General features: G+C 59.6%; 29 protein-coding genes and 1 pseudogene. 15 read left to right on the plus strand and 15 right to left on the minus strand.

What is annotated here, in order from left to right; genetic code table 11:
- The first annotated feature begins 10 nt into the window (after positions 1 to 10).
- The 10 genes from NXC24_RS30800 to NXC24_RS30845 all read left to right on the plus strand — a co-directional run bounded on the left by NXC24_RS30800 (position 11) and on the right by NXC24_RS30845 (position 8,946).
- Positions 11 to 712, plus strand: coding sequence for a type IV secretion system protein (locus tag NXC24_RS30800; protein ID WP_104827101.1), 702 nt, complete (start codon positions 11 to 13; stop codon positions 710 to 712).
- 1 nt (position 713) lies between these two features.
- Positions 714 to 920 (plus strand): hypothetical protein, encoded by a 207-nt coding sequence (locus tag NXC24_RS30805; protein WP_104827102.1) that lies wholly within the window; start codon positions 714 to 716, stop codon positions 918 to 920.
- A 12-nt stretch (positions 921 to 932) separates the two neighbouring features.
- Positions 933 to 1,958, plus strand: a complete 1,026-nt coding sequence (locus tag NXC24_RS30810) for a type IV secretion system protein (RefSeq protein WP_104827103.1) — start codon at positions 933 to 935, stop codon at positions 1,956 to 1,958.
- Positions 1,959 to 1,986: 28 nt separating this feature from the next.
- Complete coding sequence (locus tag NXC24_RS30815; protein ID WP_104827104.1) at positions 1,987 to 2,679, plus strand: type IV secretion system protein; 693 nt, start codon at positions 1,987 to 1,989, stop codon at positions 2,677 to 2,679.
- Between the two features lie 2 nt (positions 2,680 to 2,681).
- The gene (gene virB9, locus NXC24_RS30820; RefSeq protein ID WP_104827105.1) at positions 2,682 to 3,497 is read left to right on the plus strand and encodes a P-type conjugative transfer protein VirB9; all 816 of its coding nucleotides are present in this window, start codon (positions 2,682 to 2,684) and stop codon (positions 3,495 to 3,497) included.
- Complete coding sequence (virB10, locus tag NXC24_RS30825) at positions 3,494 to 4,741, plus strand: type IV secretion system protein VirB10 (protein ID WP_104827106.1); 1,248 nt, start codon at positions 3,494 to 3,496, stop codon at positions 4,739 to 4,741. The genes virB9 and virB10 overlap by 4 nt, the downstream gene beginning before the upstream one ends.
- Positions 4,701 to 5,729: a P-type DNA transfer ATPase VirB11 gene (virB11, locus tag NXC24_RS30830; protein WP_104827107.1), complete on the plus strand. Its 1,029-nt coding sequence runs from the start codon at positions 4,701 to 4,703 to the stop codon at positions 5,727 to 5,729. Before virB10 ends, virB11 begins: the two co-directional genes overlap by 41 nt.
- A complete protein-coding gene (locus NXC24_RS30835) occupies positions 5,726 to 7,744 on the plus strand; it encodes a type IV secretory system conjugative DNA transfer family protein (protein WP_104827108.1) in 2,019 nt (672 codons plus the stop codon). The genes virB11 and NXC24_RS30835 overlap by 4 nt, the downstream gene beginning before the upstream one ends.
- 191 nt (positions 7,745 to 7,935) lie before the next feature.
- On the plus strand, positions 7,936 to 8,382 hold the full coding sequence (locus tag NXC24_RS30840) for a helix-turn-helix domain-containing protein (RefSeq protein ID WP_104827109.1): 447 nt from the start codon (positions 7,936 to 7,938) through the stop codon (positions 8,380 to 8,382).
- Between the two features lie 81 nt (positions 8,383 to 8,463).
- Complete coding sequence (locus NXC24_RS30845) at positions 8,464 to 8,946, plus strand: PIN domain-containing protein (RefSeq protein WP_245464204.1); 483 nt, start codon at positions 8,464 to 8,466, stop codon at positions 8,944 to 8,946.
- 44 nt (positions 8,947 to 8,990) lie between these two features.
- On the opposite strand, the gene NXC24_RS30850 is transcribed toward NXC24_RS30845, so the two are convergent.
- From NXC24_RS30850 to mobC, 4 genes are all read right to left on the minus strand, one after another.
- Entirely contained in the window at positions 8,991 to 9,368 is a 378-nt protein-coding gene (locus NXC24_RS30850) for a hypothetical protein (RefSeq protein ID WP_104827110.1), read from the minus strand.
- Between the two features lie 91 nt (positions 9,369 to 9,459).
- Positions 9,460 to 9,597 (minus strand): hypothetical protein, encoded by a 138-nt coding sequence (locus tag NXC24_RS35335; protein ID WP_158704587.1) that lies wholly within the window; start codon positions 9,595 to 9,597, stop codon positions 9,460 to 9,462.
- Positions 9,598 to 9,606: 9 nt separating this feature from the next.
- Positions 9,607 to 11,997 carry a conjugal transfer protein TraA gene (locus tag NXC24_RS30855; protein WP_104827111.1) on the minus strand — a complete coding sequence of 797 codons (2,391 nt, stop codon included), beginning with the start codon at positions 11,995 to 11,997 and terminating at the stop codon, positions 9,607 to 9,609.
- Positions 11,997 to 12,404 (minus strand): plasmid mobilization relaxosome protein MobC, encoded by a 408-nt coding sequence (gene mobC / locus NXC24_RS30860; RefSeq protein WP_104827112.1) that lies wholly within the window; start codon positions 12,402 to 12,404, stop codon positions 11,997 to 11,999. The genes NXC24_RS30855 and mobC overlap by 1 nt, the downstream gene beginning before the upstream one ends.
- A 425-nt stretch (positions 12,405 to 12,829) precedes the next feature.
- Between mobC and NXC24_RS30865 the strand changes: the two genes are divergently transcribed.
- Both NXC24_RS30865 and NXC24_RS36035 read left to right on the plus strand, forming a co-directional pair.
- Complete coding sequence (locus tag NXC24_RS30865; RefSeq protein ID WP_104827113.1) at positions 12,830 to 13,540, plus strand: ParA family protein; 711 nt, start codon at positions 12,830 to 12,832, stop codon at positions 13,538 to 13,540.
- Positions 13,537 to 13,932: a hypothetical protein gene (locus NXC24_RS36035; protein ID WP_245464090.1), complete on the plus strand. Its 396-nt coding sequence runs from the start codon at positions 13,537 to 13,539 to the stop codon at positions 13,930 to 13,932. The genes NXC24_RS30865 and NXC24_RS36035 overlap by 4 nt, the downstream gene beginning before the upstream one ends.
- 151 nt (positions 13,933 to 14,083) lie before the next feature.
- On the opposite strand, the gene NXC24_RS35610 is transcribed toward NXC24_RS36035, so the two are convergent.
- On the minus strand, positions 14,084 to 14,248 hold the full coding sequence (locus tag NXC24_RS35610) for a hypothetical protein (RefSeq protein WP_199773625.1): 165 nt from the start codon (positions 14,246 to 14,248) through the stop codon (positions 14,084 to 14,086).
- 274 nt (positions 14,249 to 14,522) lie between these two features.
- On the opposite strand from NXC24_RS35610, the gene NXC24_RS30875 reads away from it, so the two are divergent.
- Entirely contained in the window at positions 14,523 to 15,719 is a 1,197-nt protein-coding gene (locus NXC24_RS30875; RefSeq protein WP_104827114.1) for a DUF1173 domain-containing protein, read from the plus strand.
- A 6-nt stretch (positions 15,720 to 15,725) separates the two neighbouring features.
- Here the strand turns inward: NXC24_RS30875 and NXC24_RS30880 are convergent, their stop codons facing one another.
- A complete protein-coding gene (locus tag NXC24_RS30880; protein ID WP_104827115.1) occupies positions 15,726 to 15,947 on the minus strand; it encodes a hypothetical protein in 222 nt (73 codons plus the stop codon).
- Between the two features lie 282 nt (positions 15,948 to 16,229).
- Here NXC24_RS30880 and NXC24_RS36315 point away from each other — a divergent pair, with 282 nt between their 5' ends.
- Positions 16,230 to 16,415, plus strand: a complete 186-nt coding sequence (locus NXC24_RS36315; protein ID WP_348632781.1) for a WGR domain-containing protein — start codon at positions 16,230 to 16,232, stop codon at positions 16,413 to 16,415.
- Between the two features lie 159 nt (positions 16,416 to 16,574).
- Positions 16,575 to 16,853, plus strand: coding sequence for an HU family DNA-binding protein (locus NXC24_RS30890; RefSeq protein ID WP_104827116.1), 279 nt, complete (start codon positions 16,575 to 16,577; stop codon positions 16,851 to 16,853).
- 77 nt (positions 16,854 to 16,930) lie between these two features.
- Here NXC24_RS30890 and NXC24_RS30895 read toward each other — a convergent pair whose 3' ends face one another.
- The 9 genes and pseudogenes from NXC24_RS30895 to NXC24_RS30935 all read right to left on the minus strand — a co-directional run bounded on the left by NXC24_RS30895 (position 16,931) and on the right by NXC24_RS30935 (position 25,413).
- Positions 16,931 to 17,257 (minus strand): hypothetical protein, encoded by a 327-nt coding sequence (locus NXC24_RS30895; protein ID WP_104827117.1) that lies wholly within the window; start codon positions 17,255 to 17,257, stop codon positions 16,931 to 16,933.
- Positions 17,258 to 17,319: 62 nt separating this feature from the next.
- A complete protein-coding gene (locus NXC24_RS30900) occupies positions 17,320 to 17,643 on the minus strand; it encodes a DUF736 family protein (protein ID WP_104827118.1) in 324 nt (107 codons plus the stop codon).
- 459 nt (positions 17,644 to 18,102) lie between these two features.
- Positions 18,103 to 18,564, minus strand: coding sequence for a hypothetical protein (locus NXC24_RS30905; RefSeq protein WP_104827119.1), 462 nt, complete (start codon positions 18,562 to 18,564; stop codon positions 18,103 to 18,105).
- A gap of 3 nt (positions 18,565 to 18,567) precedes the next feature.
- Positions 18,568 to 18,945: a hypothetical protein gene (locus tag NXC24_RS30910; protein WP_104827120.1), complete on the minus strand. Its 378-nt coding sequence runs from the start codon at positions 18,943 to 18,945 to the stop codon at positions 18,568 to 18,570.
- A gap of 22 nt (positions 18,946 to 18,967) precedes the next feature.
- Positions 18,968 to 19,903, minus strand: a complete 936-nt coding sequence (locus tag NXC24_RS30915) for a DUF2493 domain-containing protein (RefSeq protein ID WP_104827121.1) — start codon at positions 19,901 to 19,903, stop codon at positions 18,968 to 18,970.
- A 323-nt stretch (positions 19,904 to 20,226) separates the two neighbouring features.
- On the minus strand, positions 20,227 to 21,261 hold the full coding sequence (locus NXC24_RS30920) for a toprim domain-containing protein (RefSeq protein ID WP_104827122.1): 1,035 nt from the start codon (positions 21,259 to 21,261) through the stop codon (positions 20,227 to 20,229).
- Positions 21,262 to 22,204: 943 nt separating this feature from the next.
- Positions 22,205 to 23,392 (minus strand): DUF932 domain-containing protein, encoded by a 1,188-nt coding sequence (locus NXC24_RS30925; RefSeq protein ID WP_104827123.1) that lies wholly within the window; start codon positions 23,390 to 23,392, stop codon positions 22,205 to 22,207.
- 282 nt (positions 23,393 to 23,674) lie between these two features.
- A pseudogene (locus tag NXC24_RS30930) lies at positions 23,675 to 24,919 on the minus strand (ParB/RepB/Spo0J family partition protein).
- 218 nt (positions 24,920 to 25,137) lie between these two features.
- Positions 25,138 to 25,413 (minus strand): hypothetical protein, encoded by a 276-nt coding sequence (locus tag NXC24_RS30935; protein ID WP_104827124.1) that lies wholly within the window; start codon positions 25,411 to 25,413, stop codon positions 25,138 to 25,140.
- Positions 25,414 to 25,457: the final 44 nt, after the last annotated feature.

Below are 25,457 nucleotides of genomic sequence, written 5' to 3' on the forward strand. Positions count from 1 at the left end.
GAGAAGCGAAATGAAATTAAAAGTGCTCACACTCTCCGTGCTCCTGGTGTTGCCGTCAGCGGCGCTCGCCGACGTGCCCGTCATCGACAAGACGAACTACGAGATCGCCAAGAAGACGGCTGAGACCACTGACCATATCCTCGATACCAACAAGAATATCCTGTCGACCGTGCAGGATACGCTGAAAGCGGTAACCGGCGACCGCGGCAGTACCGCCGCGCCCTTGAAGGACCTGGCGATCGGCAATGGCTTCAGCGTCTCGGCCGTGCCTTCCTTCGACAGCATCCTGAAGGAAGGTGTTCCGAATTTCGGGTCGATGAGCGGAGATATCGCCAAGGCGGCAACCACGTTCATCAACGGCCTGCAGTTGGTGAAGTCGTTGTCCGGCAAGGAAAACAGCACGTTCTCCGGCGATAAGTCCTACGAGCAACTGGTCAACACCGTGCTTGGCGTCTCGGCGCTGATCAACGGATCGCGCCAGGCGATCGAGACACGCCGGAGCGCCTTCCAGCAGGCCGGCGCCCAAATCGGGTCCGCTCAGGACATCAAAGGCTCGATCGACCAGAATACCCAGCTGCAGGTGCAGTCGGGACTAACGCTGAACGAGATGATCGGCGTCCTGAACGGTGCCGTCATTTCGCTGCAGGCGGAGAACCAGCGCCGGCTCACCGACATTTCCAATACGAAGAAGGCTCTCACCTACGGAAACTGAGATGGCAAAATACCAAGGTCTCTTCGCCGCGCTCATCGTTGGTGTCCTCATGACAGCCTGTGGAACTGTCAAGGAGAAGACGGCGCCCTGCAAACGGCCAGCCAATCTCACCTCATTTACGGAGGCCGCAGAGAAAGACTGCGGTCCCTTACGTCCCGTCAACGATCCGGTCGCCGCCTTCGCTGCACTCGGTGTCGCCGATCAGTAATAGGGCTCAGCAATGCAGGACTTCCTCGGCGACCTTCTCAACCGCATCGAAAACTCCGGAACCAGCTTCTCGGAGCAGGCCTATACGATCGTCGGCAACGAGCTGACGCCGCTGCTGAAAATCATGTTCGTCGCCTATGTCGCCTGGTACGGCCTGCAACTGATCATGGGAACAGCGCGCATCGGCGTCGGCGAGATCATCGGTCGCATCGCCCGTATGATGATCGTCCTTGCGCTCGTCAGCTCCTGGGGCAATTTCAATAATCTGTTCTATCATTGGATCAACGATACGCCCGAGAATGTTGGCCGCGCCATTCTGGCGGCGGCAGGAACCGGCATCAGCGAACCGACCAACGGCATGTCGCAGATCTGGAAAACCGCGAGTGAGGCAGCGTCTGCCTTTGCCGAGCAGTCCGGCTATTTCTCGATCCTGCCGAGCATGATCGGCATCGTCATCATGGTCGGCGCCGGCGTCTTCATCGCGATCGCACTTGCGATCCTGATCCTTGCGAAAGTCATGCTCTGGGTCCTGATCGGGACCGCGCCGCTATTCATCGCCTGCATGCTGTTTGAACGGACACGTGGCTACGGTGTCGGCTGGTTCAACCAGGTTCTCACCTATGCGCTCATTCCGCTGTTCATCTACGTGATTGCCGCCTTCCTGATCGCTGCGATGAACCCGGAGTTGACGAAGATCGACGCAGCCAGCGGGTCCCGCACTCTCACTCTGGCCGACATTGCCGGGTTCCTGTTGCTGTGCATCGCGGGTGGCTTCGTAATGCTCCACATCCAGTCGCTTGGGCAGGGAATTGCAGGCGGTCTAGCGGCCGGCGTCGGCAATGCGGCAAAACATATAACGCACTTTGCCGGCGTCAGAACGCCTCGCGCCGTGGGGCGCGCTGGCGTTTCGGCCGGCCAAGGGGCTGCGCGCGCGGGCAGCAATCTTCGCGAGCGGTTCCGCCGAGATGATGGTGACGACCCCGCGGGCGCCCGCGCGGCGATGCAGGACAAAATCTCCAAAAACGGCACGCCGACATGACCTCAAACCTTCGAGCGGTTGATTGACGATGGCAAATTCCAGGAACATCAATTTGGCGACTTACTATCAAACCGGCGACATCTGGGAGCAGGAGGTCGTCAAAAAAGCCAGGCGGTCGCGGATCATTGCCTGGTTCGTCACCACGATTTTTGGCGGCATAACGCTGCTGAGCCTGCTTGCGCTGGTCATGCTCGTGCCGCTCAAGAGCTTCGAGCCCTATATCGTCGAGGTCGACAAAAGCACCGGCTATGTCGAGGTGAAGACCGGCCTGACGCGGCCGGCCAATCTCACCGACCAACAGGCGATTACCCAGGCCAATATTGTCCGCTACATCCGCGCTCGCGAAGGATATGACCCTTACACGATCGAGCAGAATTTCGGGATCTCCGCCCTGCTGTCGACCGGCAATGCGGCAAGCGAGCTTCAGAATCTCTATAGCGCCGCCAATGCGAAAAATCCCGCCAAGATCTACGGCAAAACCAAACGCGTGACGACGGAGATCGCCTCGGTCACCTTCCCGAACGGCTCGACCGGTATCGTTCGCTTCTCAACGACGGAACTTTCCGACACGGATTCGATCACCAGCCATTGGATCGCGGTGGTGCGCTATCGCTACACCGACACGCCTGCGACCAACGAATGGCGGTTCGAGAACCCGCTGGGCTTCCAGATCTATGACTATCGTCGTGACCAGGAAACGGTCTCCGGGAGCAACCCGTGAGTGTGCGCCGTTCCCTCAGACGCTATATTTTGGCGGCCACTCTCGCCCTTGCCACCGGCGCCTTCGCCGCAGAGACGCCGTCCGCCGGGCGGCTCGACCCGCGTGTGACGAGCGTCGTCTTCCAACCGAACAATGTCGTGCGTGTCTTTGCGACCTACGGCATCTCGACCATGATCATCTTCGATGAGGACGAGAAGTTCGAAACCATCGCCGTCGGTGACAGCGAAAGCTGGGACGTGGTGCCGACTGACAAGGGCAACATCCTCTTCGTCAAACCGAAGGCGAAGAACGTCTCGACCAACATGAACGTCGTGACGTCGAAGCGCATCTATTATCTCGAGCTCAACGACTACGCGCCGGAGGACAACAAAAAGATCTTCGGCATTCGTTTCGTCTATCCGGACAAGGATCTGAATGCGTCACTTCGCAAGGAGGCTGAGGCGCGTGCAGGATATCCGAACATCTCCGGCATCGACAAGGCCAACGTCAACATCGATTACTCGTTCTCCGGAGACGGCAGCCTGAAGCCGCTGATGGTTTTCGACGACGGCAAAAAGACTTATCTCAAGTTCGGTCCGAAGGTGCCGGCAATCTTTGCGGTCAATAACGATTTCACCGAGACGCTGCGCAACGTCCGCCGCGAGGGCGACTACATCGTCGTCGACGGGACGGCGACACAATACACGCTGCGCGACGGCAATCAGTGGACCTGCATCTTCAATCTCAGGAAGCCGGACTTCGGCCAACCGGATCCAGCGGTCATGGGTCCCGCCCCGGATACCAAGGCAACGATGCGCAGAAGGAGCGGCAACGGATGAACAGATCGCCTGAACTCGAAGCGATGCTCGCCGGTGATGAGATCGAAGTGCGCGATCGGCGCGCCAAGCGCAATCAATTGCTTGGAGGTGCCACCTTGTTGCTCGGCGGAGCGCTCCTCGCATACCTCACCGTCTTCGCGTCGCAGAAGCAGCACCAGGATGCGCTGCACGGCGACGAGGAGTTCTCGACCACGACGTTTCGACCGCCCTCCTTCCTACGTGACGACCAAAAGCCTGAGCGGAAGCCGGCTGACAACATTATCCAGCTTCCCGAGCCGCCTAAGGAAAAGAAGGAAGAACCAACCGATACGACCGAGTTCGACGTCCCGCCGCCCCCGGTGGCGGTCCAGACGGCGGACGAGAAACAGCCGCCGGCCGAGGCGTTTCCCAAGCGATATCTTTCGAAGCAGATTATCGTCGATTCCGCCAAAGCGGATCCCGGAAGCGGGGCGCTGTCAGGAAATAGTTCGGAAGGTGGTCCAACCGTTGCCGGCGAGGATCGAAGCAGCAAATTTCTCGCGAGTGCTTCCGCGATCGGTGACCGGTCGGCCAAGGCGCGGCAGATCGGCCGCATCGATGCGATGATCCCGGAAGGCACGCTTATTCCCGGAATTCTGGAGACGGCGATCAACAGCGACCTGTCCGGACAGATTCGCGCCATCACATCTCAAGACGTCTATTCCTTCGACGGTCGTCGGGTTCTCATCCCGACAGGAACACGGCTGATCGGCGAATATCAGTCTGATATCACCCGCGGGCAGAAGAGAATTTTTGTCATCTGGACACGGCTGCTGCGCGACGACGGCGTTTCAGTCCGACTGAACAGCATCGGCACCGACAGCCTCGGCCGATCTGGTCTGACCGGCATCGTCGACAACAAATGGCGCGAACGCTTCGGATCGGCGATCCTGCTGTCGATCGTCGGCGCCGGATCATCCTACCTGACCGGGTATGGCAGCAATCAGTACGGCACGAGCAGCGGCAACGGTGAATCCGATTCCGACCGCGCGGCGGAACTTGCGCGCGAGACCATCGCCCAGACCTTCTCCGACATGGCCAACCAGGCACTCGGAGAAAATCTGCGCATTCCTCCGACGATCAGTGTCCATCAGGGCGAACGCATCTTCGTCTATGTTCGCCAGGACCTCGATTTCTCCGCCATGTACCCGGATCCCGTCGAAGAAGCACTGAAGGAGATCAAGCATGAGCGAGGCCTCGATGCGGGTCGTGCCATCAGGCAATGATCCACATTATTTTCTGAAACGAGCGCTGTCGCCGCTCGCGGAATTTCTTGCAGATCCAAGCGTTGTGGAGATTTCCGTCAACAGACCGGGCGAAGTCTTTGTCGAGCGGCTGGGTGCTGGCCATATGGAATTCCATTCAATCCCTCAGCTGACCTCTGCCGAGATCGAGCACATCGGTGAACGTGTCGCAGCCGCCAGCAATCAGTTCATCAGCCGCATAAATCCGCTGCTGAGTGCCGCCCTTCCCTCCGGGGAACGCATACAGATCATCCTTCCGCCGGCAGCAGCCGACGGCGGCTCCATATCGATCCGAAAGCAGGTCATCAGCGATTTGACGTTGGCGCAGTATCGCGATACCGGCGGCCTCGACAACGTGTCGGTGACCCTGGGCGGTCTAAACGAAACCGACCAGAGGCTGATTGCGCTTCTCGAAGCAGGTCGCGTCCACGACTTCATCGAGATGGCTATCCGCGAAAGGGTGTCGATGCTCATCAGTGGCGGAACGTCGACCGGCAAGACAACCTTCCTCAATGCCTGTCTCAAGAGCATCGATGATCACGAGCGCATCCTGACATTGGAAGATACGCGCGAACTCTTTCCTCCACATCGCAACAGCGTCCATCTCGTGGCCTCGCGCGGCGATCAGGGCACCGCCCATGTCACCATTCAGTCGCTGCTCGAGGCGTCACTGCGCATGCGGCCGGACCGGCTCTTCGTCGGCGAGATCCGCGGCGGGGAGGCCTTCGCTTTTCTTCGCGCCATCAACACCGGTCATCCCGGCAGCATGTCGACCGTGCATGCCGACACGCCGATGGGAGCCTACGAGCAACTCGCCATGATGATGATGCAGGCCGGCATGTCGTCCGGCTACTCCAAGCAGGATCTCATGTCTTACATCCGCATGGTCATTCCGATCGTCATCCAGTTGCGCCGCGACGGTGGTCGCCGCGGTGTCTCCGAGATTTATTACGCCCGGCGCGCACCATGAGCCGGTCGTACCTGACGTTCTATTTCATGTTTTGCGCACTGATTGCCGTCGCTGTCTGGATGCTGAGCTACAGCCTGATCCTACTGCTCGTCTGGAAAGACGGTCGCATCCTGCATCTGATGAGCACGAGTAATCCGCTTGCACCAATCCAGCAATTCCTTGCCTATTCCCATAACCGGCCATTGCAGCTTGTGGGATTGGCAGCGCTCGTCCCTGCCCTCCTCACGGCTGCGGGAGCTGCCGCATTCGGATTGCGGCAAGCAACGAGCCCTTTGGGCGATGCAGCGTTTCAGGATGCGGTCTCCCTTCGTCGACACGGCTGGTTTCGCAAGGAGGGGCTCGTCTTCGGGCGGATCGGCCGCAGCATCCTCCGCCGGAACGACGATCGCCATCATCTGATTATCGGCCCGACCCGATCCGGCAAGGGCGTGGGTTATGTCATTCCGAATGCCCTGATGTTTTCTGGCTCGATGATTGTCACCGACCTCAAGGGCGAGATTTTTGAACTGACGGCCGGTTATCGGAAAGCAAGGGGACACCAGGTCTTCCTGTTCTCGCCGGGATCCCAGAAGACACATCGCTGGAACCCTCTTGACTTCGTGCGCACCGATCGAGGCAGCCGGACCATCGACATTCAGAACATCGCGGCAATCCTGATCCCGGAAACGGTTGGCTCCGAGAACGCGGTTTGGCAGGGCACCGCGCAGCAGATCATTGCCGGTGTGATCAGCTATGTCCTGGAAAGCCCGCACTACAGGAACCGCCGCAATCTCGGCGAGGTGAACAACGTCTTCAATGCGGGCATCGACCTGCAGGTGCTCATGAAGCTGATCAAGGAGAACGAGCCTGATCTGTCGAGGTTCACGATGGATAGCTTCAACGCCTATATCTCTCTGAACGAACGTGCGGCCCGTTCGGCCTTGCTTGACATCCAGAAGGCACTGGCGCCGTTCCGGAATGAGCGGGTGACTGCAGCGACGGCCATTACCGACATGGATCTCGCTTCGCTGCAGCGGCGGCCGGTGACGATCTACCTTGCGCCGAACATCACAGACATGACCATTCTCCGGCCCCTGCTAACGCTGTTCGTGCAGCAGGTGATGGATCTCCTGACGCGCGAGCACAATCCGGCTGCCGTGCCCGTCTATTTCCTGCTCGACGAATTCCGGCAGTTGAAGAAGATGGACGAGATCCTCAATAAGCTGCCCTATGTCGCCGGTTACAACATCAAGATGGCTTTCATCATCCAGGACCTGAAGAATCTCGACGAGATTTACGGCGAGACTGCCCGCCACTCGCTGCTTGGAAATTGCGGTCTGCAACTCATCCTTGGCGCCAATGATCAGGCCACCGCCGAATATGCTTCCCGTGCCCTTGGCAAGAGAACGATCCGCTATCAATCCGAATCCCGCACGCTCGAATTGGTCGGCCTCCCTCGCCGCACCAAAGTCGAGCAGATTCGCGAGCGTGACCTGATGATGCCGCAGGAGGTCAGGCAAATGCCTGAAGACAGAATGATCCTGCTGATCGAAGGACAGCGACCGATCTTCGGCAACAAGTTGCGATACTTCGCAACGGAGCCCTTCAAAAGCGCCGCCGAAATCGCCAGTTCGCACCGAGAGGAGGTTCCTGATGTCGAATTTCTCCAGGCCATGACTGTGCCTGCACTCATGCAAGACTATGGCGCAACGCCGGCCCCTGGTAGCGAGAGCGGCGGAATTGAGAATGCTAGGGAGATCGAAGACGTGCAAGTGACCGCCGCGAAAGCGCCGAAGAAGGTGGCTCAAGTCATTGGGCGGAAAACCGCTGCCGAGCCGCCTCGGAAGCGAGCAAAGTCAGTTCCATCGAGCAAGGATGCTCCTGAAACACGCCTCACTTCCTCAGCCAAACGGTTGAAGTCGGCCGTTAATTCGGCACTTACCGGATCGCCGGACATGCCAGCGCGGCAACGGCGAAGCATTCAAGATATTTTGGCGCAAACTATTCCTGATCCGGAAGAAATCGGATTGGACTGAGCGGACTCTGTGGCCACGTCACAGCACCCGCCATCTTGAAGGCAAAAGCTGGCTTATTGCTTTAGACCTAAAAGACCAGACAGAGTAGAGCGTCTTGCCGGCCAGCGGTAAATCGAAGCCTAGTTTTTGGGATTTCAGTTACTGCAGTTAGGCACGGCTTGCCCTATATACATGGTCAAGGAGTAACCGCCATGACCAGCCACGTTCTTCAGTTTACCGAACTGCCGGATCGCGATCGCAGGGCCGTTGCGCCTATGCCCAAGCTGGCAGAAGGCGACCATGTCGAACTGCGGATTCACCGCGAAGGGGGGCAGCTTCAGACCCTTTCTCTCCCGGCCTCCGCTGTCGCACCTGTCGAAGCGCTCCTCGACCACTTGCGGCGCGGCGAGCGCGTCGCCCTGCTCACGGAAGATCAGGAATTAAGCCCGACCGACGCTTCGACGATTCTCGGCATCTCACGTCCTCTCGTTGTGGTGCGCATGGATCGCGGCGATCTGCCGTTCCGCTATGTTGGCAAGCATCGCCGAGCCAAGCTGCGGGATGTCCTCGCGCTCAAAGCCAGGCTCGATGCACGCCAACAAGCCCTCGATGCACTGGGGGAAGACACAGAGGATCTGATCGTCAATCATGGCCTCTAAGCCGCCCGTCGCGGTCTATCCTGCGTCCTCTATCCCTTCCATCTGCGCAATGTCCTGGTCCAGTGTGCCTTCGACGGCCTAATCGAAGCGCACTGGACAGACGACATTCATGGCGAATGGATACGCAACCTGGCCGCCAACTCACCCGAAACGCCCGTCTCACGTCTTGAAGCGACCCGCGATCGGATGAAGGACGTTTTGCCCGACGCCGATGTCGCCAACTATCGGGCTCTTGTCCCCAGCCTCTCCCTACCCGATCCCGATGACCGGCATGTCTTGGCCGCTGCCGTCGCCGCAAAAGCATCCGTGATCGTCACGTGGAATCTTAAGGATTTTCCGGCTGCGGACCTTCGGCCCTATGGCGGAACCTGCACGTCACCCGACGACTTCCTCGCGGGTCTCTATTCCACTTTCTCGAGCGCGTTGATCGACAGCGTCAAGAGCGCTCGGCAAAATCTGCGCAAGACGACACCATCGGCTGAAGAGTTCATCGACGCGCTGGATCATCAAGGGCTGAAGAAGGTTTCAGCCATCCTGCGCCAGAAGGCCACACAGTTGGACTAACGAGCGTCACTCCCGAACTATTTTTCCATGTTGGAGGAACTGGCTCAAGCACGCAACGCCCGCAACTCATAAGACGGTACCCGCCGGCGCGTACCGTCATCATCCCGGTAAGCGGCAACCCTGCTCAGAAGAGGTGGGATAAAATCCACTTCCTCGAAGGTCACGGGGATGGTGTAAAGGATGGCGGCATTTTCGTTCGCCCATCTCACCTCACGCCTTGTAATGGATGGTGGAGCAACGCTGAGCAGGGCAGCCAGCGCGGATAGCGCCATCGTTAGAGCAAGCAATGCGAATTCAACTGTCATGACGAACGGCGGAAGTGGTCCCATCAACGCACCAAGGATCGCCCCAGCCAAAAAAACCACGGCCGGCGCAGCCATCGACCAGACTGTCATCGGTGAGCGGAGCATATAGTTCAACATAGCGACGACCATCCTTGATGCTGAATTTGGTAGAAAATTATCAAAACGGTGACTGCGCAAGGAACCAAGTCCATTGCGATAGCGCCCATTTTCAGGCGACGGTCAGAGCGTGATCGATAACGCCTATGATCATCACAGCCCAGAACACAATGCCAAACACCTTTGCCAATCCCTCTTCACTCTTCTGGCCGGTCTCAGGATTGACGATGATCCGTCGCTCGTATCGCACACCCGCCTCCTATCGCTCGCGGTCGTTCTGATCGCGTTCCCGCCTTTCGTCAGCCTCACGCTGCAACTGCTCGAGTCTCCGAACGTGCTGCTGCACGGGATCCGTCCTTCTGGTATCTCCCGCGTTGCGGTCCACTGTTCCCTCAACCAGCCGCTGGGAAGCAGGGCTGGCAGAGGGCTCCTGAGGCGGATCGCCGTCATCGCGATCCGGCGCCTCTTCGCGGCCTGAACGATCTTCATTGTCGGCGCGCACCTGAACTCCCGCCGCGGCGCCTTCAGGGTCCTTACCCTTTTCGCCACGCTGCTGGCGCGCCCGCTCGGCAGTTTCGATCGCGGTCCGCAGCTCTTCATCGACTTCGGCGATTTCGCGGATCAGACGATTGCCGGCAGCGCCAAGCTCACCGGCTCTCGCCAGCTCCAAGTTGAGACTCGCCTGCAGAGTTTCCTTATCGTTATTGACTTCGCCGACGTCAGCAAGTTCGATCGCTTCACGGAAATGCTCTACTTCGAGCATGAGCTGGTTTGCGGCTTCAACAGTCCGAAGCCCGTGCCGCGCTACCGCCTCGTCCCATCTTTGGTTCGCTTCATCGCCCGCTGGACCTCGATCTTCGTCAACTCGCTCGGATCTTGCTTCGCTCTGCTCGGCCTGCTCCATCAGTTCGCGACGGACATCAACATGCTCGCGGGCAGCTGCGGCGATTTCCTCGAAACTCGTCTTCTGCTCCGGAGGCATTACGCGTTCTGCCTGAAACAACGCCATTTCCACGCGCTTTTCATAGGCTTCAAACTCGGATCGGTTCATCTGCGATATCCGCTCATCCGGAAAAACGATCTTCTGTAATGTTACCAGATACGTTTCAAATTGCGAGAGCGATTTTTCCGCTTCGCTCGCGACAATCACGGCTGGCGAATCCTCGCTTCGCGCCAATTCCAGCCGCGAAACCTGCTCTTTTGCGAAGCTTGCCGAGCGCTCATCGCTATCCTGCGAGGCTAACACCTCCCATTCGCACTTAGCAATATCAGTATAGTACCGGCTGATCTCCGTTCGCGCAAAACTACGGTGATCCGAGCGCTTGGCGTCGTACCGGCGCTGCGCTGACTCGCTTGTGCCCTCATGCTCGGTGCGCCCAAGCCGGCTTGTCGGACGCACCTGATTCCTTCCATAGGCCGCAGCGCTGGCGCGTTCACGCCGGTCCGTCATTTCCATATTGATACCGTGGGCGCGCGCCTTCCCGGCTATCGTCGCCCGCCAACGGCGGAATGTCGGGATCGTCGTTTCGATCCGGTCTCCCATGTCTGACCGCATCGCGATGATGGCATGCACATGGACATGCGGCCGCTTGCCGCCAGCCTCCTCCACTTTTGGATCCCTGGACGGATCATGCAGAGAAAAGACGTAGCGATAACCGGCAAATTCCTCGGCCAGAAAATCCCGGGCGGCGGCATGGAAGGCCTCGCTATCCGTGCCCGCCCGCGCAGACAGGACAAGATGCATGACATCGCGCGGCTTGCGGCTATGCAACTGGTCTCGCCACTCCTGCTGTACAAGCTCTCCAGCTTGCTTTTCGTCGGAGATTGCCTTGCCCTTTTCATCGTAAACCGCGCCACCATGCCGTTCGACGAGATCGCGCAGACGGCTCGTCCCGTAGTCGGCTCCATTGCCGTAGCCGGTAAATCGGAACGCTGCCGTCTCACCACGCTCGGCGCCGCCATCAAACCGATCCTGAACGATCTCCGACGCCTTCTTGTCCGCTGTGAGCCGCTCACCATTGCTGTCCCGCAACACCGCGACGCCTTCGATCGTGTAACTGGTCCCTTCCCGCCCCGGTCTGACTGCATAGGCAAAACTTCGATCCCCAAGACCGCGCTTCAACAACGCCAGTGAATGCTCGTGATCGTTGCCCCCTTCGCGGAATGCCCCGTTCACCTCCACAGTGAAGGTGGCGATGTCGCGGCTCTCGGCCCGGTTCTTCATCAGGTGGTGCCATTCGCCCCTGACGGCAGAGAGTTCATCGCGACCCTTGAGTTGCTCGCCGCGCTCGTTTTCGACGACCACTCCTCCATTGCGCGACACATAGGTGATCATTGCGCCGAGCCGGCCGCCACCGCCAAACGATGCCATCTTGACGACTGCCGGTTGGCTGCCTGACGCGAGGGCGGCAAAGCGACTTCGCATGGAAGGCTCGCCGTCGCGTTCAATTGCGCGCGCCAGCGTTCCTGTGCGTCGATCGGAATTGCCTCGAAAGCCGCGCACCGGCGATAGTGCACTCGCGCCACCGCCGCGGCGGCGCCTGCGCTCTTCTTCGGCGTCGGCCTTTCCGCGTCCAAGCGACCGCTCGTGTAACAACGCCGCCCGTCGGCTCTCCCATTCCTTCTCAAAGGCGCCGAGAAAGAACTCCATCACGCCGCTCCGCGTCGACGAGCCGCACGGACGCCGTAACTGCGCAACTCCATGGCGACCGCTACGACGATTTTTTGGATGTTGATCAAAGCGGAGGACACCCCAGCCGCGTCGATCTGCCCTGCCCTGTTGGCCGCGCGGGCAAGCTGATTGAGGTTCACGCCGATGGCACGCATCTCTGAAGCAAGGATATCGAGAATGGTCCTGTCGTCCTCCGTCAGGAATGGCTGAATGCCCGCTCCTTCCAGCGCCAGCGAGCGCATGAAGCCAGAAACCGTCATGTCAGCCGCGGCGGCCGCATGCTCGACGGCAACGTGTTCCCAGACAGCGAACCGGACATGAACGACACGCTCCTTACGCGCCTTCGCCGACACCAAGTTTTGCGACCTGCCGCCGATCACTGCCATTGCACCCTCCGCCAGAAGACCCGCCGCAGGCGCCATCGACGGCCCGTCCGTCGATCGTCAGCAAATTTGTATCACAATTTTGCGTATCCTGCCAAACAATAACTATACCAACTAAGTTATATTTTCAAGCTGACTTGGTACGAAACTGAACCTTCATAAGATTGCCGACTGAACCGGGATAGCTGTTGCATCGCCGTTGAGACGCAGACCGCGGGTCTACTGATTATTTCCACAATATTTCAATATAAATGCGTGATGCAACGATACTGGTGGGTCCCTCGCAATACCCAAAGACCGGACCTGCATTCTACGGCCGACCACCCATAGAGTGTTTCTGATTGCCAAATTTCTGGTTGACAGAAACTAAACTCATTGCGTTATATTCCGACATCGCCGACGATTTTGGCAGCGAGAGGTTCTGGAGCATGGGGCGGATTTATGCGGCAGTGAGCAACAAGGGCGGCGCCGGCAAAACGACGCTCGTAACCTTGATGGCTGGCGAGTACGCCTTGCGTGGCGAGCGCGTGCTTTTGATCGACGCCGACAGCCGCCAGAACCTTTCGGGATGGTGGCGTCTCTGCCACAACAAGAAGAACATCCCCGCGAATATCGTAGTGACCACCGCCTCAGCGTCACGGACCCTTGGCTCGGCCGTGGAGCGATTTGCAAGCGCGTTCGATCTCATCATCATTGATGCGCCGGGCGTAGACAGCTCGTTGCAGACCGGCATCATTCGCGCAGCCGAGCTCGTCATCTCCCCGATCCAGCCTGCAATCAAGGAGATCGAAGCTGCCGGCCAGGCCGTGGCAATGGTCAGCCAGATCAACGACGAGGTCGGATCGAGAATTCAGCATCTCAATGTTCGCACGCGGGTGACAATACCCGGCCGTAATCTGGAGGCGTATCGCTATATCAGGCCCTTCGTCGCCGGCCTGCGGGAAGCGGACTATCGGACCGCGCTTCTCGAAACCGAACTCTTCGAGCGCAACATCTATCGCGAGATCCAGAATGGTCTTGGAACCCTGCAGATGCAGGAATTGACCGACAGTGTCCGCAAGGCGCGCTCGGAGGTGCAGGCCCTCGTTTCCGAGATCGAGGAAAAGCGGTCCGCGTATGATCGGGGGATTGCTGCATGAGCAAGGTGGGCTTGGAGCTCGGCGACTTCATCATCGCGCCGCGGACAGAGCAAACGGAGCGTGGCCGCCAGGAGCCGATGGAGCAGAAACCAACGACCTCGCCGGCGACGATACCTGCGGCAGAGATGGGCGAAACAAAAATCCTGCCAGGGCTTTCAGAGCAGGCTCGCCGTGAGAAGGCGACGTCAAGCGCGATCGTGCGGGAAGATGCCCGCCTTGCACTGAAGAACCTCAAGCGCACGAAGGAGCGCGAAGCCAAGTTCTACGTGAACGTCGCCTTGGACTACGATACCAAGGCGCGACTGAAAAAGGCCGCCCATGAGAACGATATCAACATGACGATCATCATGCAGACAGCGATCGACACCTATCTGAAAGACAATGGCTATTGAAGCTCACGCGGTGAAGCCAAGCAAAGACCGCGGAATCGAGGCTGGAGAATGACAGACTGGAGGCAGAAATCGTGGCTGAAAAAGATAGGAGGCAACATGCAGCCACTTTATCCGATTGGCTTGTGCGACTGCTGCCAACGCGACTACCGCCTCAGAAGGGCGGCTTGGCGCTGATGCGACCGTCCTGCTCGGCCCAGATCACCTCGCGCTCGGCGATTGCCAGCTCGAGTTCGGCTTCGATCTGGCGGCGTTCTTCGAGCGTCGCGGCAGCCCGGGCCTCGGCGCGCAGTTCTTCGATGTGCTGTTCGTTGGTCATCGTCGTCTCCTTGAGAGATGTGAGAGATGACGGCGGCACGCAGGGCGGGGAAAGTTAGGTCAAGGCTCGTGGGACACGACCGGCGGAGCCGGCGCGCGGAGGAACCGATTTTGTCGGAGCGGAGTGAAACGAAGGGACGAGAAAATTGGAGGGGCCGCGCGGCCTTGAGCTGGCTTTGCCCGCCCGGCACAATCGGCCGGTCTGAGCAGACAGGTTTTCCTCTCTTGGGGCACTCCATTGCGAGCGTGCGACTTGCTCGAAGGTGGCCAGAGCAATGAGACGGTTCCTGATCAATGGGGAAGTCAGCAGTGATGATGCAGATGATTTCCAGCATCTGCTGACTCTGGCCTATCGCGATAAGGCCCGCCCGCTTTGTCTCTGCAAGGACGAAGGCGTGCCGATGTACGTCGCCAAGATCGGCGACCAACTGGTGATCAAGAGGATGCCGCTCACCGGCGCAGACCATGACGCCGCATGCCCGTCCTACGAGCCTCCCTATGAGCTGTCGGGTCTCGGCCCCCTGATGGGAGGCGCCATCAAGCTCGATCCAGCGGCGGGGACGGCAGCGCTCAAACTGGACTTCTCGCTATCGAAGCGCCATTCTTCCGGTGCTGGTGCTGTGGGTTCCGAGACGGCCGACAGCGTCAAGAACGACAGCAAGAAGCTCTCGCTCCGCGGCCTGCTGCATTTCCTCTGGCATGAAAGCGGCCTGACGGAATGGACTGCGCATTTTGCGGGCAAGCGGCATTGGTGGCAGGTCTATCATCATCTTCAGGAAGCGGCTCGAACCATGTCGGTTCGGCAGCAAAGTCTCGCGGAGCGCCTCTTTGTCCCCGAGCCGTTTCGGGCCGAGGAGAAGGCAGCCATCGAGCAACGACGGGCGCAGGCCTTATCGCCTTTGTTTCACGCCTCTACCGGTCCAAAGACGTTGATGCTTCTGGTGGGAGAGGTGAAGGAGTTCTCGTCAGCGCGAAACGGTCAACTCGTCATCATCAAACATATGCCGGGGTTTCGTCTCTATCTCGAGGAACCGGCATGGCGGCGCTTGCAGCGCCGCTTCGATACCGAACTGACCCTCTGGGGAAGCAACGAAACCTCCCATCTCATTGCCATCGCGACGATCGCCGGAAGCCCTTCCGGCGTCGTCACCATCAACGAGATCGCGCTGATGACGGTGACGGAACAATGGCTGCCGATCGAAAATGCCTACGAGGAGCGGCTGCTGGATCGATTGACGCGGATGCGCGAAAAAATGGTGAAAGGTCTGCGCTTCGAGCTTTTGCGGACGCAGCCGCTTGCGAATGTGATCCTGCCGGAACATCGTCCATTGGCCCGGGCACTCTATATCGTGCCGCAAGGCGCCGATGAGAGTTTCGAGGCCGCCTTGCGGGAGATGATCGACGCGCGGCCGGATATGTCTGCCTGGATATGGCGCACCGGTGAAGCTGAGATGCCGCCGTTGACTGTCTAAATCGGCCTACGCTTCAGGGGCGCCTTCGAGCAAACCGTCATAGACTTCCAACAGCACGTTGGTGATGGCTTGTCCGAGCGCGTTGCCCGCCGATCGAAGATCCTGCTCACTACCATCGCGGGCGGCCTTCGCCAAATCGAAGCCCTGCTCGCTGACGATCTGCTTCGCCGCTTCGATAGCCCAGAGCCCGAAGTCGCCTCGGCTATCGATTTCCATTGTTTTTTGCATTGCCATTCCATCTAGTTGCTAGCGCGGAGTTCCAGTTGCTTTTGGCCGCAGTGATAAGCGCGACGCACCCATATCAGCAATCCGCACATGATCCATCACCGTCATGAATCCGCAAATGCCAATTGATTCAAAACTGTCGTTGGACGGCGCCTCGCATGGAGGCGAGAATCCGTTCCATGTCACACGAAGAAATAGGTGAGCTTCACCTTTGCCGAAGCGATCCCGCTCAGAACATGCGGCGCTTCTACACGCTCGCGATCCAGCCGAACTTATTCGGCGGGGGTGGTACGCCATTGGGGCCGGATCGGCACGAACGGGCAGGGAAAGATCGAGACCTATGATGAGCCTCAGGCAGCGGAAGCGGCATATGGGCGGCTGGAGCGCGTCAAGCGTCGAAGAGGCTCAAGGAACTCGAGGTCGAAGAAAACCGCTGACATCAGTGGCCGATCTGTTCTACGCCGACGATGAGTTCGCCGAGAGTCTTCAGCCCTCGTTTCACCGGGGCGCCTTAGCCGACGAGAAGCTGTGGAAATCCAGCGTTTTGGGCGCTCAACTCGCTCTTCAACCGATGACAGGACGAAAATCGCCTGTCACGGATTCCGTATCCATCATAATGCGGAGACTAACATGACCACCACAAATGAAATCGCCGACAAGATCGCTACTGAGCACAGCCTGACCAAGGCGCAAGGTAAGGCAATCGTCGAGGCTGTGATCGCCTCGATCACCGAGGCTGCCGTCGCCGGAAACGAAACCTCGCTGCCCGGCTTCGGCAAGTTCAAGGTCAAGGACACGCCGGAGCGGGAAGCGCGCAATCCCGCGACCGGCGCAACGATCAAGGTCGCCGCGGCGAAGAAGCTGGCCTTCACGTCGGCTAAGGCACTGAAGGATGCACTGAACAAGTAAGTCCAACGGGACGAACAAAAGGAAAGCCCGGCCTCCAGCAGAGGTCGGGTTTTCGAGTTTTGTTCAACAAGCGCCGGTCACAGCGTTTGAGGCTGCAAATCCTGGATAATGCTATCAGGCACCGGGCAGATCGCCTCTCGGCCATAGTCATTGAGCAGCCGGCATAGGATGCCAGATGCGATCGGAACGAAGTCATAACCCAGAGCGATCGCGGTTGCGCGGAGATCGGACAGGGTTTCGAACGCCCGGATATCAGTACCGAGCCAGAGCGCCAGGTTCTCACCCTCGCTATCCGCGAAAGCCTGGAGAAAGAACCTCTGCAGCGGGCGGTCGTATCCGATGACAGCATCGGGATCGGCATGGCGGGATGCGGTTCTGGTGACAATGATCGTATAGCGGCTCATCGCCATCTCCTCGGATTATGTGGATGGGAGAGGCCGATCCCTTTCGGGACCGGCCATCTCGCTCAGGCCGGGTTGTTCCACAGGATGACCTTGCGATTGGCTTCGCCGCCGGGAGCCGGTGCGAGATTGCCGAAGATGACGCCGATCTCGGGCGCTTCGAGCTTGACGGAGAGATATTCTTCGCCGGTCTGGCGGGCGATGCGGGCCCACGCCGCGCCGATTTCGAAGCCGGTCTTGCGGTGGATGATGCGGTAATCCGGTGCTTCTTCGCTTGCCTTGTTGGCATTGGGGATGATGGCGATCGGGGCATTGACCCGGATGGTGGCGAAGACGCCTTCGAGACTGCCGTCGGTCTTCTGCGTCAGGGTTGCGATCGTGGTAGCCATGGTAATTCTCCTTCGGTTGCTCGGGACCATTCCCGATGGCGCCCGAAGAAGGGGCCGAGCCGCAGGCGTCACCGGAGCGTCAGCGCAGGGGAACCCCTTGCGGGTTGACGCTGATTGCGGCCGGTCCCTTAGAAAGGCGACATAGAGAACGGGAATGGTTTTGAAGCGACCGACGGAGAAAGGCCTTGAGGCTTGACCGCACGCTGATGCAGCCACCGGGAGCCGTTACCGTCTCTTGAGGCATCCGGACAACCGACGGCTTGCGCGGTTCCCCTCGTGTAAACGGCTTGCTCCGAAGCCCGATCGCCTCAATGGCGCTCGCCGTCCTGAGACTGTTTTAGCAGGTCAACCGTGAACACCCGTCTGCGGCGACGGGCGAAAGGCAGAACGTCAGCCGAAGACAAAGCCGCATCAAAGAGCACTATTAGGCGATTGTCCGGCGTCGGTTCCGGCTGGAGCTTACCGCTTCCTCTGAAACAGTACCCAGACCGCAAAGGCCTTCCGATCGGATCGGGGCGCCGCCAGCAGGTCCTTGATGGCTTGTTCGCAGTTGTCGATCAGGACGAGGACATCGGGCCGCGCGAACCGGGCGAGCGGATCGTAGTCCGCCCGATGACGCTCTTCCTGCATGGCAACGAAGGTGTCAGCGACGGACAGAATGCCGTTCGGGAAACTCTTCGTTGCGGTAACCTTGCAGGCATTTCTGGAGATACCGTGCTCGAGCGCGCGATACATTTGAACCCAGGCAGCATCACTGCGGCTGTCACCGGCTCCAACCAGAAGATCTGCGCACTCACGCGCCAGGCAGTGAAAAAGCGCATAGTAAGCGGTGCTGACACCGCGCTTCAGGTCGGATTGGCGTGGACGCTTGGGGCTGGCTTTCGCAAGCCGGCGTGCCGTGGCGATTAAATCGTTCGACACGGATCAGCTTGCGATCTTTTGTTGTTCGTTGAAGTGATGACGAACCTGCGGAAATCGACTTTCCCCGAGAGCCATCAAGGCTTTCCGGAGCTCGGTCGTCAAGCCGAAGGTCACTTTCGAGCTAATTGGCCGGTCGACAAAGCGGTACTTTACGTCAACAACCAGAATCGGATCGCCCTCGAGATCGCGGTCGGATCGGATATCCGCGCCTTCAAAGCCGCTCGTTTCCAGACGGTCGCGGAGAAGCCTTTCGACCGTCTGTTCCACCTTGCTCGAAATGTCGTGTTCCTGAGCCATGCTGCCAATATAGTCGACACCGCCGAATTGTGCCACTCTCAAGGTGAAATGAAAAACCGGCCCACTGCGCGGCGGCCGGTTCATAGGATCGTTCGGACAAGGCGGCCTAGTTGCCGTCTGCCTGCCAGACCGGAATGCCGAGCCGGCGCGCCTTGTCGGCGAGATTGCCGGTAATGCCATTGCCCGGGAAGACGATCAGACCGGCCGGTACGACAGACAGCATCTCGTCGTTGCGGCGGAACGGAGCAGCCTTGGCATGTTTGGTCCAATTCGGCTTGAAGGAGATCTGTGTCACCTTTCGGGCATCTGCCCAGCAGGCGGCGATGCGCTCGGCGCCCTTCGGCGAGCCACCGTGAAGCAGGACCATGTCGGGATGCTTGGCATGCGCTTGATCGAGCTTCGCCCAGATACGATCGTGATCGTTGTAATCCATCCCACCTGCAAAAGCGATCTTGGTGCCTGCCGGGATCAGCACTTCGGTCTCGGCGCGCCGCCGAGCAGAGAGGAAGTCGCGACTATCGATTATCGCCGCGGTCATATTCACGTGGCTGACTTTTGAGCCGGTACGCGGTCGCCAGGTAGAACCGGTTTGCGCTTCGAAGAGATCGGCGGCGAAGTCGCGCATGAACTCGAAACTGTTGCGGCGTTCCAGCATCGTGATGCCTTCGGCAATCAGACGCTCGAGTTCGACGCTTTTGACTTCGGAGCCGTCCTGTTCGCGCTGGCCGGTACGCTGTGCCTCCTCATTGCGGTCGAGCTCGCGCTGGATGCGCTCGCCGGCACGATGGAAGAGATTAACAGCCGACCAGAGGAGGTCCTCGAGATCGGGTTCGAGTCGCGTGTCGCCGAGCATCTCGAACAGGGCGTCGAAGATCGCGGTCAACGAGGCCTGGACGACCGGCTCTTCGGGGAGCGGCCGAGGATCTGGCTCGTCCTGGAAAGGACGATGCCCGTAGATCTGCATCTCGTAGATGAAGCGGTCGGTTGGTGAGGATGCGTGCTGCGGCTCGGGGCTTTCGTCGAGGGTCGAAAACAGGTCCATTAGGATCTCCATCGGTTTTGTGAGCCGCGCCTTTCGCGGCCTGACGGCGATCCCCGTCCACGCGGGGAGCGGACCGGAACCGCGGCGGATCGCGCCGCGGCCCAGCAAAGCGCCGGGCGGCGGAGGGCGGGTTTCTTGGTCCGCGAGGAGCTGCGGCAGAGCCGCTGCGGGGAAGAAACCCAACCGAGCCGCTGAAGGTCGGGCACCGCGTGGTATGGGTCGCCTCTCGGCAGGCCTGCAGGCGCGGACAAACATGGAGATCGAGAAGGCCCGTTCGCTCCAGACCTGTCCTAAGCGCCACTTCGCAGCGCTGGCCCGCCGCTTCACGCAGCGGGCAGGAACGCGGCGACGTCTTCCGGACAAAGCTGCCGACGAAGATTTACGGTCACTCGGTCCAGTTCTAGAGAGCGAAGATCGTCGTTGAAATCGCCCAGTTCAGGGGTGAGCAAAAGCGGCAGAATGCCGAGTGATCGAGCAGCCTGACTTAATCTCTCGCTTCCGTGGCGGCCAGCATCATCCGCGTCCGCAGCGATATAGAGGCGTAAGCAGCTTACCGGCGCTTTAAAGGCGGCAAGGTGGTTGGCGGTGAGCGCAGCGGCAATCGGCATTCCCGGGATGACATACGATAGAGATAGCATGGTCTCAAGCCCCTCACCCGCTGCCATCACCTTCACCGGCGCATCCACCGGCACATTGAAGCGCACCGCATTGCCGAGCAGGCTGCCCAATGCCCGCCTCGGAGTCTCGACCTTTGCCTTGCCGTCACCGCTCGGATCGAGCCAGGTCCGATGCACTCCGGTGATCGCGCCGCTCGGATCTGTGACAGCGGCAATCAGCGCGGGATAGCGTCTAGTATCGCCCGTCAGCAGATCGCGGTAGTAGCAGGACGGGTGAAAGCGGAGTGCGGCGTGGTCCGACCCGCGCAGTATCCCGCGTCGTCGCAGATATTTGTCAGCGAGTGTGTCGCTCAGCGGCTGGCCCATCGCAAACAACCGTCGTGCCCGTTCGGCTGCCGGGCGATTCGAGCGGCCTGGGGCTCCGATTGATCGATATTCCGACGCGCTCCCGGTTTTCGGTAGGGTCAGGAACTGCCGGGCCTCGCTCGCGACATCGCAAAAATCGATCAGGCCGCAGCTCTCACGGACAAGATCAAGGAGATCGCCGTATTGACCGGTTGCCGCATCGGTCCAGCGGCCAGCCCGTGGGCCGGCTAGATGAACATAGAGCGAACGGCCTTTGCTGTTTGCCGTATCGCCGACGATCCAGTAGTTGCCATATCGCCGCCCGGCCGAAAGATAGTGGCGGCACACTGCCTCGGCATGGCGCGCGAGACGGGCAGCCAGTTCGGATGCTGACATGTTAGACCTCCTTCAATCTGGGCTTGAAAGCTCGAGCGAACGATGACGCAGCGTCAGCCTCTCGAATATCGCCGGCCCCTCATGCGACATTGGCAAAAAGAGCCGTTTTGCCTGGCAATGATTTCGGAGAAAAGTCCGATGGTTTTCAGCCAGTCGCGGAGCAGGGTAGAAAGGTGCTGCAGCGCCTGGTTCTCGTCCGACCGCCGGCTGCGGGTCGGCATGAGCCTTGCCAGTTCGCCAGCATCGCGAGGGGCGAGTGCGGCGCTCTGGAATGGGTGGCGATCCCCGTGCCTGAGCGGACGGGCCTGCGATAGTCAAGAAAAGGAAGCGGCGTACTGGCGGCATCGAGGACGCGGTCCCCTCGGCTGGCCCGGGTGAAAACAATCGCGCGGGTCGCCGCGTCATGGAGAACATTGTTCGAGAGCGAGGAAAGCTCCGGCCTGACCGGGCGCCCTCACAGCCGGTCAAATCAACCTTTCCAGCCCCTCTCTTACTCTCCGATAGTCTTCGAGGCCGGGCGCGGGCCGACCACGTCAGCAGCCGGCAGCGCACATCGAAGCGGCTCTCGGTTCTCGAAGTTCACGCCATTCAGTTCCAATCAACAAATCTTGGACTCCCAATTGTCATGATCGATGGTCCCAATTTTCTGGGAAACCCGGACGAGCATTGTACAAGCGGTTCTTGGAACTTTGGGCACGCCCTTTCGGATACGCCAGTGGTTCCGATCGTTGGCCGCGCCGTGCTGACAAGATCACGCTGATGCCGGAGATGGACAAGGCGGGCCACAGCTATATCACGCTGGACCCACCCTCAGATTTGGCTGCCAGCGCAGATCGAACAGCCGCCATTATCGCCAAACGGTTTGACAATGCCCTTGCCCCAGCTGGGCGCAGTGGGATAACGGGATGGGAGTTGGGAGACACAATTCGACGGCTGCATTCAGTCAGGAGGCGCTTTCCAGCAGCTTCTTCGCCTTGCCTTCGAACTCCAGGCGCGTATCCTGGTTGGTCTTAGTGCGTGCCAGGGCGGTGATGCCCTGGACGAAATCGAAGACCGATTCCGGCGGTCGTCCCTCTTCGGACAAGACCATCTCGATCACCTTGCCGGTTTCACCTTTCGAGAAGCCGCGGCGACGCAGGAAAGTTTCGCGATCTTCGTCCTTGCGGGCGACGATCCGCTCGCGCGCCGCCTTGATGCCGGCCACGAACGGCGCCGGCGAGGAATTGGCAAAGCTGGTCAATGCAGGCGCTGCTTCGTGCGCGAAACGCTCAGCGGCGAACTTCGAATGTCGAATGGTGATCTCCTCAAAGTTTTCCGCGCCCCAAAGATTGCGATTGGCGCAAACGGCGCGCAGGTAGAAGGAGGCTATGCCGAGCGTTTTCGACCCGACTTCCGAGTTCCAGGCATAAAAGCCGCGGAAATAAAGATCCGGCTCTCCGTTTGGCAGCCGCCCGGCTTCGATCGGGTGGGTGTCGTCGACCAGAAACAGGAAAACGTCACGATCCGAGGCATAGAGCGTCGTCGTGTCTTTGGTGATGTCGACGAAGGGATTGTGTGTCATGGTCGCCCAATCGAGCACGCCAGGCACCTTCCACATCGTATCGCCGGTGCCATTACCGGCAATCTTCATTACCGCCGAGACAAGTTCATGGTCCCAGATGCGGCCGTATTCAGGTCCGGTGACGGCCCTAAGTTCGAGCCGTCCATCATCCATCTCGAGCGTCTTCACCAGCTCGGCACGATGATTAAGCAGGCCGTGCTGAAGGTTGATGGCGGCAAGTGGCGCCGGCAGCTGGCGCATATAGGTAGCGGGCGCGCCGACCAGGCTGCAGAGCTGGCCATAGCTCCAATGGGTCGGCGCGAACGCCTGGCGCTGGCCGGGAACAAGGAGCTCGAGCCGGTCAGCGTTGTCGCGCGTGGCCTCGACGCGGATTGCCGCACTCTCGATTGTTCGCGCCTGAGCCCGGTCGGCTCGGGAGCGGACAGTATCGTAGAGATCCGTCAGCGACAGGAACCGTTCGTCGTCCGGGCGAGAAAACCATTCCGATGAAACTCGGCCGACCCGCTCGCCGCGGGAAATATCGACTTTGAAACCGGCAGCTATGGGCCGGGTGTTGGTGGCGGTGTTCATATGACTATCTCCTTAAAAGCAAGAGCCCGGCGCGACGGCCGGGCTGGTTGAGGGAAATCAAGGGCTGAATGGATAACCCTCGATGGAGGCGCCGGCCTCCCAGTTTTCATCGTCGATAGCTGTGCGGCAGGCCGCGTCCAACGTCTCGGCGGAATAGGTACATGCTACAAGAAACGTTAGTGACGGGTCGTTTCGATCGTAAAATCGGGCACTGCACTCGCCTAATAACGGATGCGGCCCGGTGTCTTTATCGAAGCCGGCCGTCGGCCAGGACTGACAAAACTATGCTGCTGCATCGAGATGCTGGTTCTCATCGGCAGGCCTGGAGGCATCATCGGCATCTTCGGCCAGGAAAGCCTGTAGATCGGGAGCCATTGCCTCGTGTGTCTTGCTGTCGGCAAGCTCAACGGCTTCGACAATCGTCTCATCGGTCGAGGCGCCATCCGTGATGAGCCGAAGCGGCTCAGGCAGCCAGCCGGTACCGATCATCAACCGTTCGGCTTCGCGAGCCATGTCGGCCTTCTTGAGATGGCCGATCAGTTCCGCTGACTGATCGCCTTTCGCCTCGCGGACCGCTTGCAGGATGCGGACCTTCGTGACGCGGCCAAGGTAGTTGTCAGTGGTCGGTGTCCAGCCAGCTTGGACCATTCCGAAACCGATCGATCGGGCCGGTTGATCGGCATGTGCGACCGCCCGGGTCCGGTTGTTCCAGGGCTCAATCACCGCGTTGACCGATAGCGAAGCGCAATGCGCAAACAGCGCCTGCCGGCTAACCTCGTCGAGCGCGAAACAGATCGCGCATCACCACGCCGCCGGCAGCCTTGTAAATGTCGACGCCGGCATAGACAGCACGACGGTCGCTGGCACGGATCGCGGTTTCGGTTAGCAAGCGGCGGATGTAGTATGGCTCGCGGCTGTGGGACCGGGAGATCGTATCCCAGACCTGCTCCTGGCGGACATGATCGTTGGTGATCGAAAACGCCATCACCTGCTCAAGCGTGATTTCGTCTTCGGCATAGAAATCAAGAAGCCGCGGCGAGACCGACGCGAGCCGTAGGCGCTGTTTCACCGTGGCGAGCGAAATGAAGAAGCGTGCGGCGATCTCTTCTCTCCGAGCCCCTGCGCCCGCAGCGCCTGAAAGGCGCGGAATTGGTCGAGCGGATGAAGGCTGACGCTTTGGACGTTTTCGGCAAGCGAATCCTGGACCTCAAGTGTGTCACCGCGGCTGACGATGCACGGAACGCTAGCGGTCTTAGTGAGCCGCTTCTGCGACACGAGCCGCTCAAGGGCACGATAGCGGCGCCCGCCGGCAGGGATGCGGTAAATGCCCGTCTGCTTGCCGTCGGCATCGAGTTCGGGACGGACGTTAAGGCTTGTCAACAGACCGCGGTGGGCAATATCTCCCGCAAGATCCTCGATCGACACGCCCGCATTGATCTTGCGTACGTTCTGCTGGCTGAGCACCAGCTTATTGAAGGGAATGTCGCGGGCTGCACTGAGGGTAAGTTTCTGGATGCCCTGTGCCATGTCGTTTCTCCGTAACGGACCGGCCGAAAACTCTCTCCAAACCTCTCAATCCGTCACAACTCCCCTTCCCTCCTCTTCCTCTCACACCTCCCCTGGCCGACCGCATTAGTCTCGCAAACCGCATCCTTGCTTTGATCCGCGCTTGGCACTGCCAGCATCAGGGCAATGCTGAATGGCGCCGGACCGGTTTTGCCTTCTGGTACTTGGCGATTGCGGGATCAATCGGTCGATAAGCCGAGAAGAATGATGTCTCCCCTCGACCAGCCTTCGGCGAGGCTCATCAGAAACTCCATCTCTCGTCTAAGCGTGACGGTCCGACTGACATCGTCGGCATGTTCGGTTTCGGCGCGGACGTGATAAAATTCGCCGACCGCAATTCCGGCTGCTTTTCGTTTGTCCTCAAGCGCGGACTTCAAACCTGCAAGCTCATCCTTCACAGCGAAATAGCGCCGCATTACGGCGATCAAACGCAGGTCGTTTTCTGCTCGATCCATATTAGCACCTTCCGAAACATTCTGATTAGGAAGGAGCAGATTCG

This window comes from Rhizobium sp. NXC24 (assembly GCF_002944315.1).
Classification (GTDB): domain Bacteria; phylum Pseudomonadota; class Alphaproteobacteria; order Rhizobiales; family Rhizobiaceae; genus Rhizobium.

What these genes read in the sequence shown, in the direction of transcription:
- NXC24_RS30920 (WP_104827122.1), bottom strand. Translation starts at nt 21,261, where the DNA reads ATGTCAGCATCCGAACTGGCTGCCCGTCTCGCGCGCCATGCCGAGGCA.
- NXC24_RS30890 (WP_104827116.1), top strand. Translation starts at nt 16,575, where the DNA reads ATGACCACCACAAATGAAATCGCCGACAAGATCGCTACTGAGCACAGC.
- NXC24_RS30900 (WP_104827118.1), bottom strand. Translation starts at nt 17,643, where the DNA reads ATGGCTACCACGATCGCAACCCTGACGCAGAAGACCGACGGCAGTCTC.
- NXC24_RS35610 (WP_199773625.1), bottom strand. Translation starts at nt 14,248, where the DNA reads ATGACCAACGAACAGCACATCGAAGAACTGCGCGCCGAGGCCCGGGCT.
- NXC24_RS30855 (WP_104827111.1), bottom strand. Translation starts at nt 11,997, where the DNA reads ATGGAGTTCTTTCTCGGCGCCTTTGAGAAGGAATGGGAGAGCCGACGG.
- NXC24_RS36035 (WP_245464090.1), top strand. Translation starts at nt 13,537, where the DNA reads ATGAGCAAGGTGGGCTTGGAGCTCGGCGACTTCATCATCGCGCCGCGG.
- NXC24_RS30810 (WP_104827103.1), top strand. Translation starts at nt 933, where the DNA reads ATGCAGGACTTCCTCGGCGACCTTCTCAACCGCATCGAAAACTCCGGA.
- NXC24_RS30850 (WP_104827110.1), bottom strand. Translation starts at nt 9,368, where the DNA reads ATGTTGAACTATATGCTCCGCTCACCGATGACAGTCTGGTCGATGGCT.
- NXC24_RS30800 (WP_104827101.1), top strand. Translation starts at nt 11, where the DNA reads ATGAAATTAAAAGTGCTCACACTCTCCGTGCTCCTGGTGTTGCCGTCA.
- NXC24_RS30835 (WP_104827108.1), top strand. Translation starts at nt 5,726, where the DNA reads ATGAGCCGGTCGTACCTGACGTTCTATTTCATGTTTTGCGCACTGATT.
- NXC24_RS30865 (WP_104827113.1), top strand. Translation starts at nt 12,830, where the DNA reads ATGGGGCGGATTTATGCGGCAGTGAGCAACAAGGGCGGCGCCGGCAAA.
- mobC (WP_104827112.1), bottom strand. Translation starts at nt 12,404, where the DNA reads ATGGCAGTGATCGGCGGCAGGTCGCAAAACTTGGTGTCGGCGAAGGCG.
- NXC24_RS30875 (WP_104827114.1), top strand. Translation starts at nt 14,523, where the DNA reads ATGAGACGGTTCCTGATCAATGGGGAAGTCAGCAGTGATGATGCAGAT.
- NXC24_RS30925 (WP_104827123.1), bottom strand. Translation starts at nt 23,392, where the DNA reads ATGAACACCGCCACCAACACCCGGCCCATAGCTGCCGGTTTCAAAGTC.
- NXC24_RS30915 (WP_104827121.1), bottom strand. Translation starts at nt 19,903, where the DNA reads ATGGACCTGTTTTCGACCCTCGACGAAAGCCCCGAGCCGCAGCACGCA.
- NXC24_RS30840 (WP_104827109.1), top strand. Translation starts at nt 7,936, where the DNA reads ATGACCAGCCACGTTCTTCAGTTTACCGAACTGCCGGATCGCGATCGC.
- NXC24_RS30815 (WP_104827104.1), top strand. Translation starts at nt 1,987, where the DNA reads ATGGCAAATTCCAGGAACATCAATTTGGCGACTTACTATCAAACCGGC.
- NXC24_RS30805 (WP_104827102.1), top strand. Translation starts at nt 714, where the DNA reads ATGGCAAAATACCAAGGTCTCTTCGCCGCGCTCATCGTTGGTGTCCTC.
- NXC24_RS30880 (WP_104827115.1), bottom strand. Translation starts at nt 15,947, where the DNA reads ATGCAAAAAACAATGGAAATCGATAGCCGAGGCGACTTCGGGCTCTGG.
- virB10 (WP_104827106.1), top strand. Translation starts at nt 3,494, where the DNA reads ATGAACAGATCGCCTGAACTCGAAGCGATGCTCGCCGGTGATGAGATC.
- NXC24_RS30895 (WP_104827117.1), bottom strand. Translation starts at nt 17,257, where the DNA reads ATGAGCCGCTATACGATCATTGTCACCAGAACCGCATCCCGCCATGCC.
- virB11 (WP_104827107.1), top strand. Translation starts at nt 4,701, where the DNA reads ATGAGCGAGGCCTCGATGCGGGTCGTGCCATCAGGCAATGATCCACAT.
- NXC24_RS30935 (WP_104827124.1), bottom strand. Translation starts at nt 25,413, where the DNA reads ATGGATCGAGCAGAAAACGACCTGCGTTTGATCGCCGTAATGCGGCGC.
- NXC24_RS30910 (WP_104827120.1), bottom strand. Translation starts at nt 18,945, where the DNA reads ATGAACCGGCCGCCGCGCAGTGGGCCGGTTTTTCATTTCACCTTGAGA.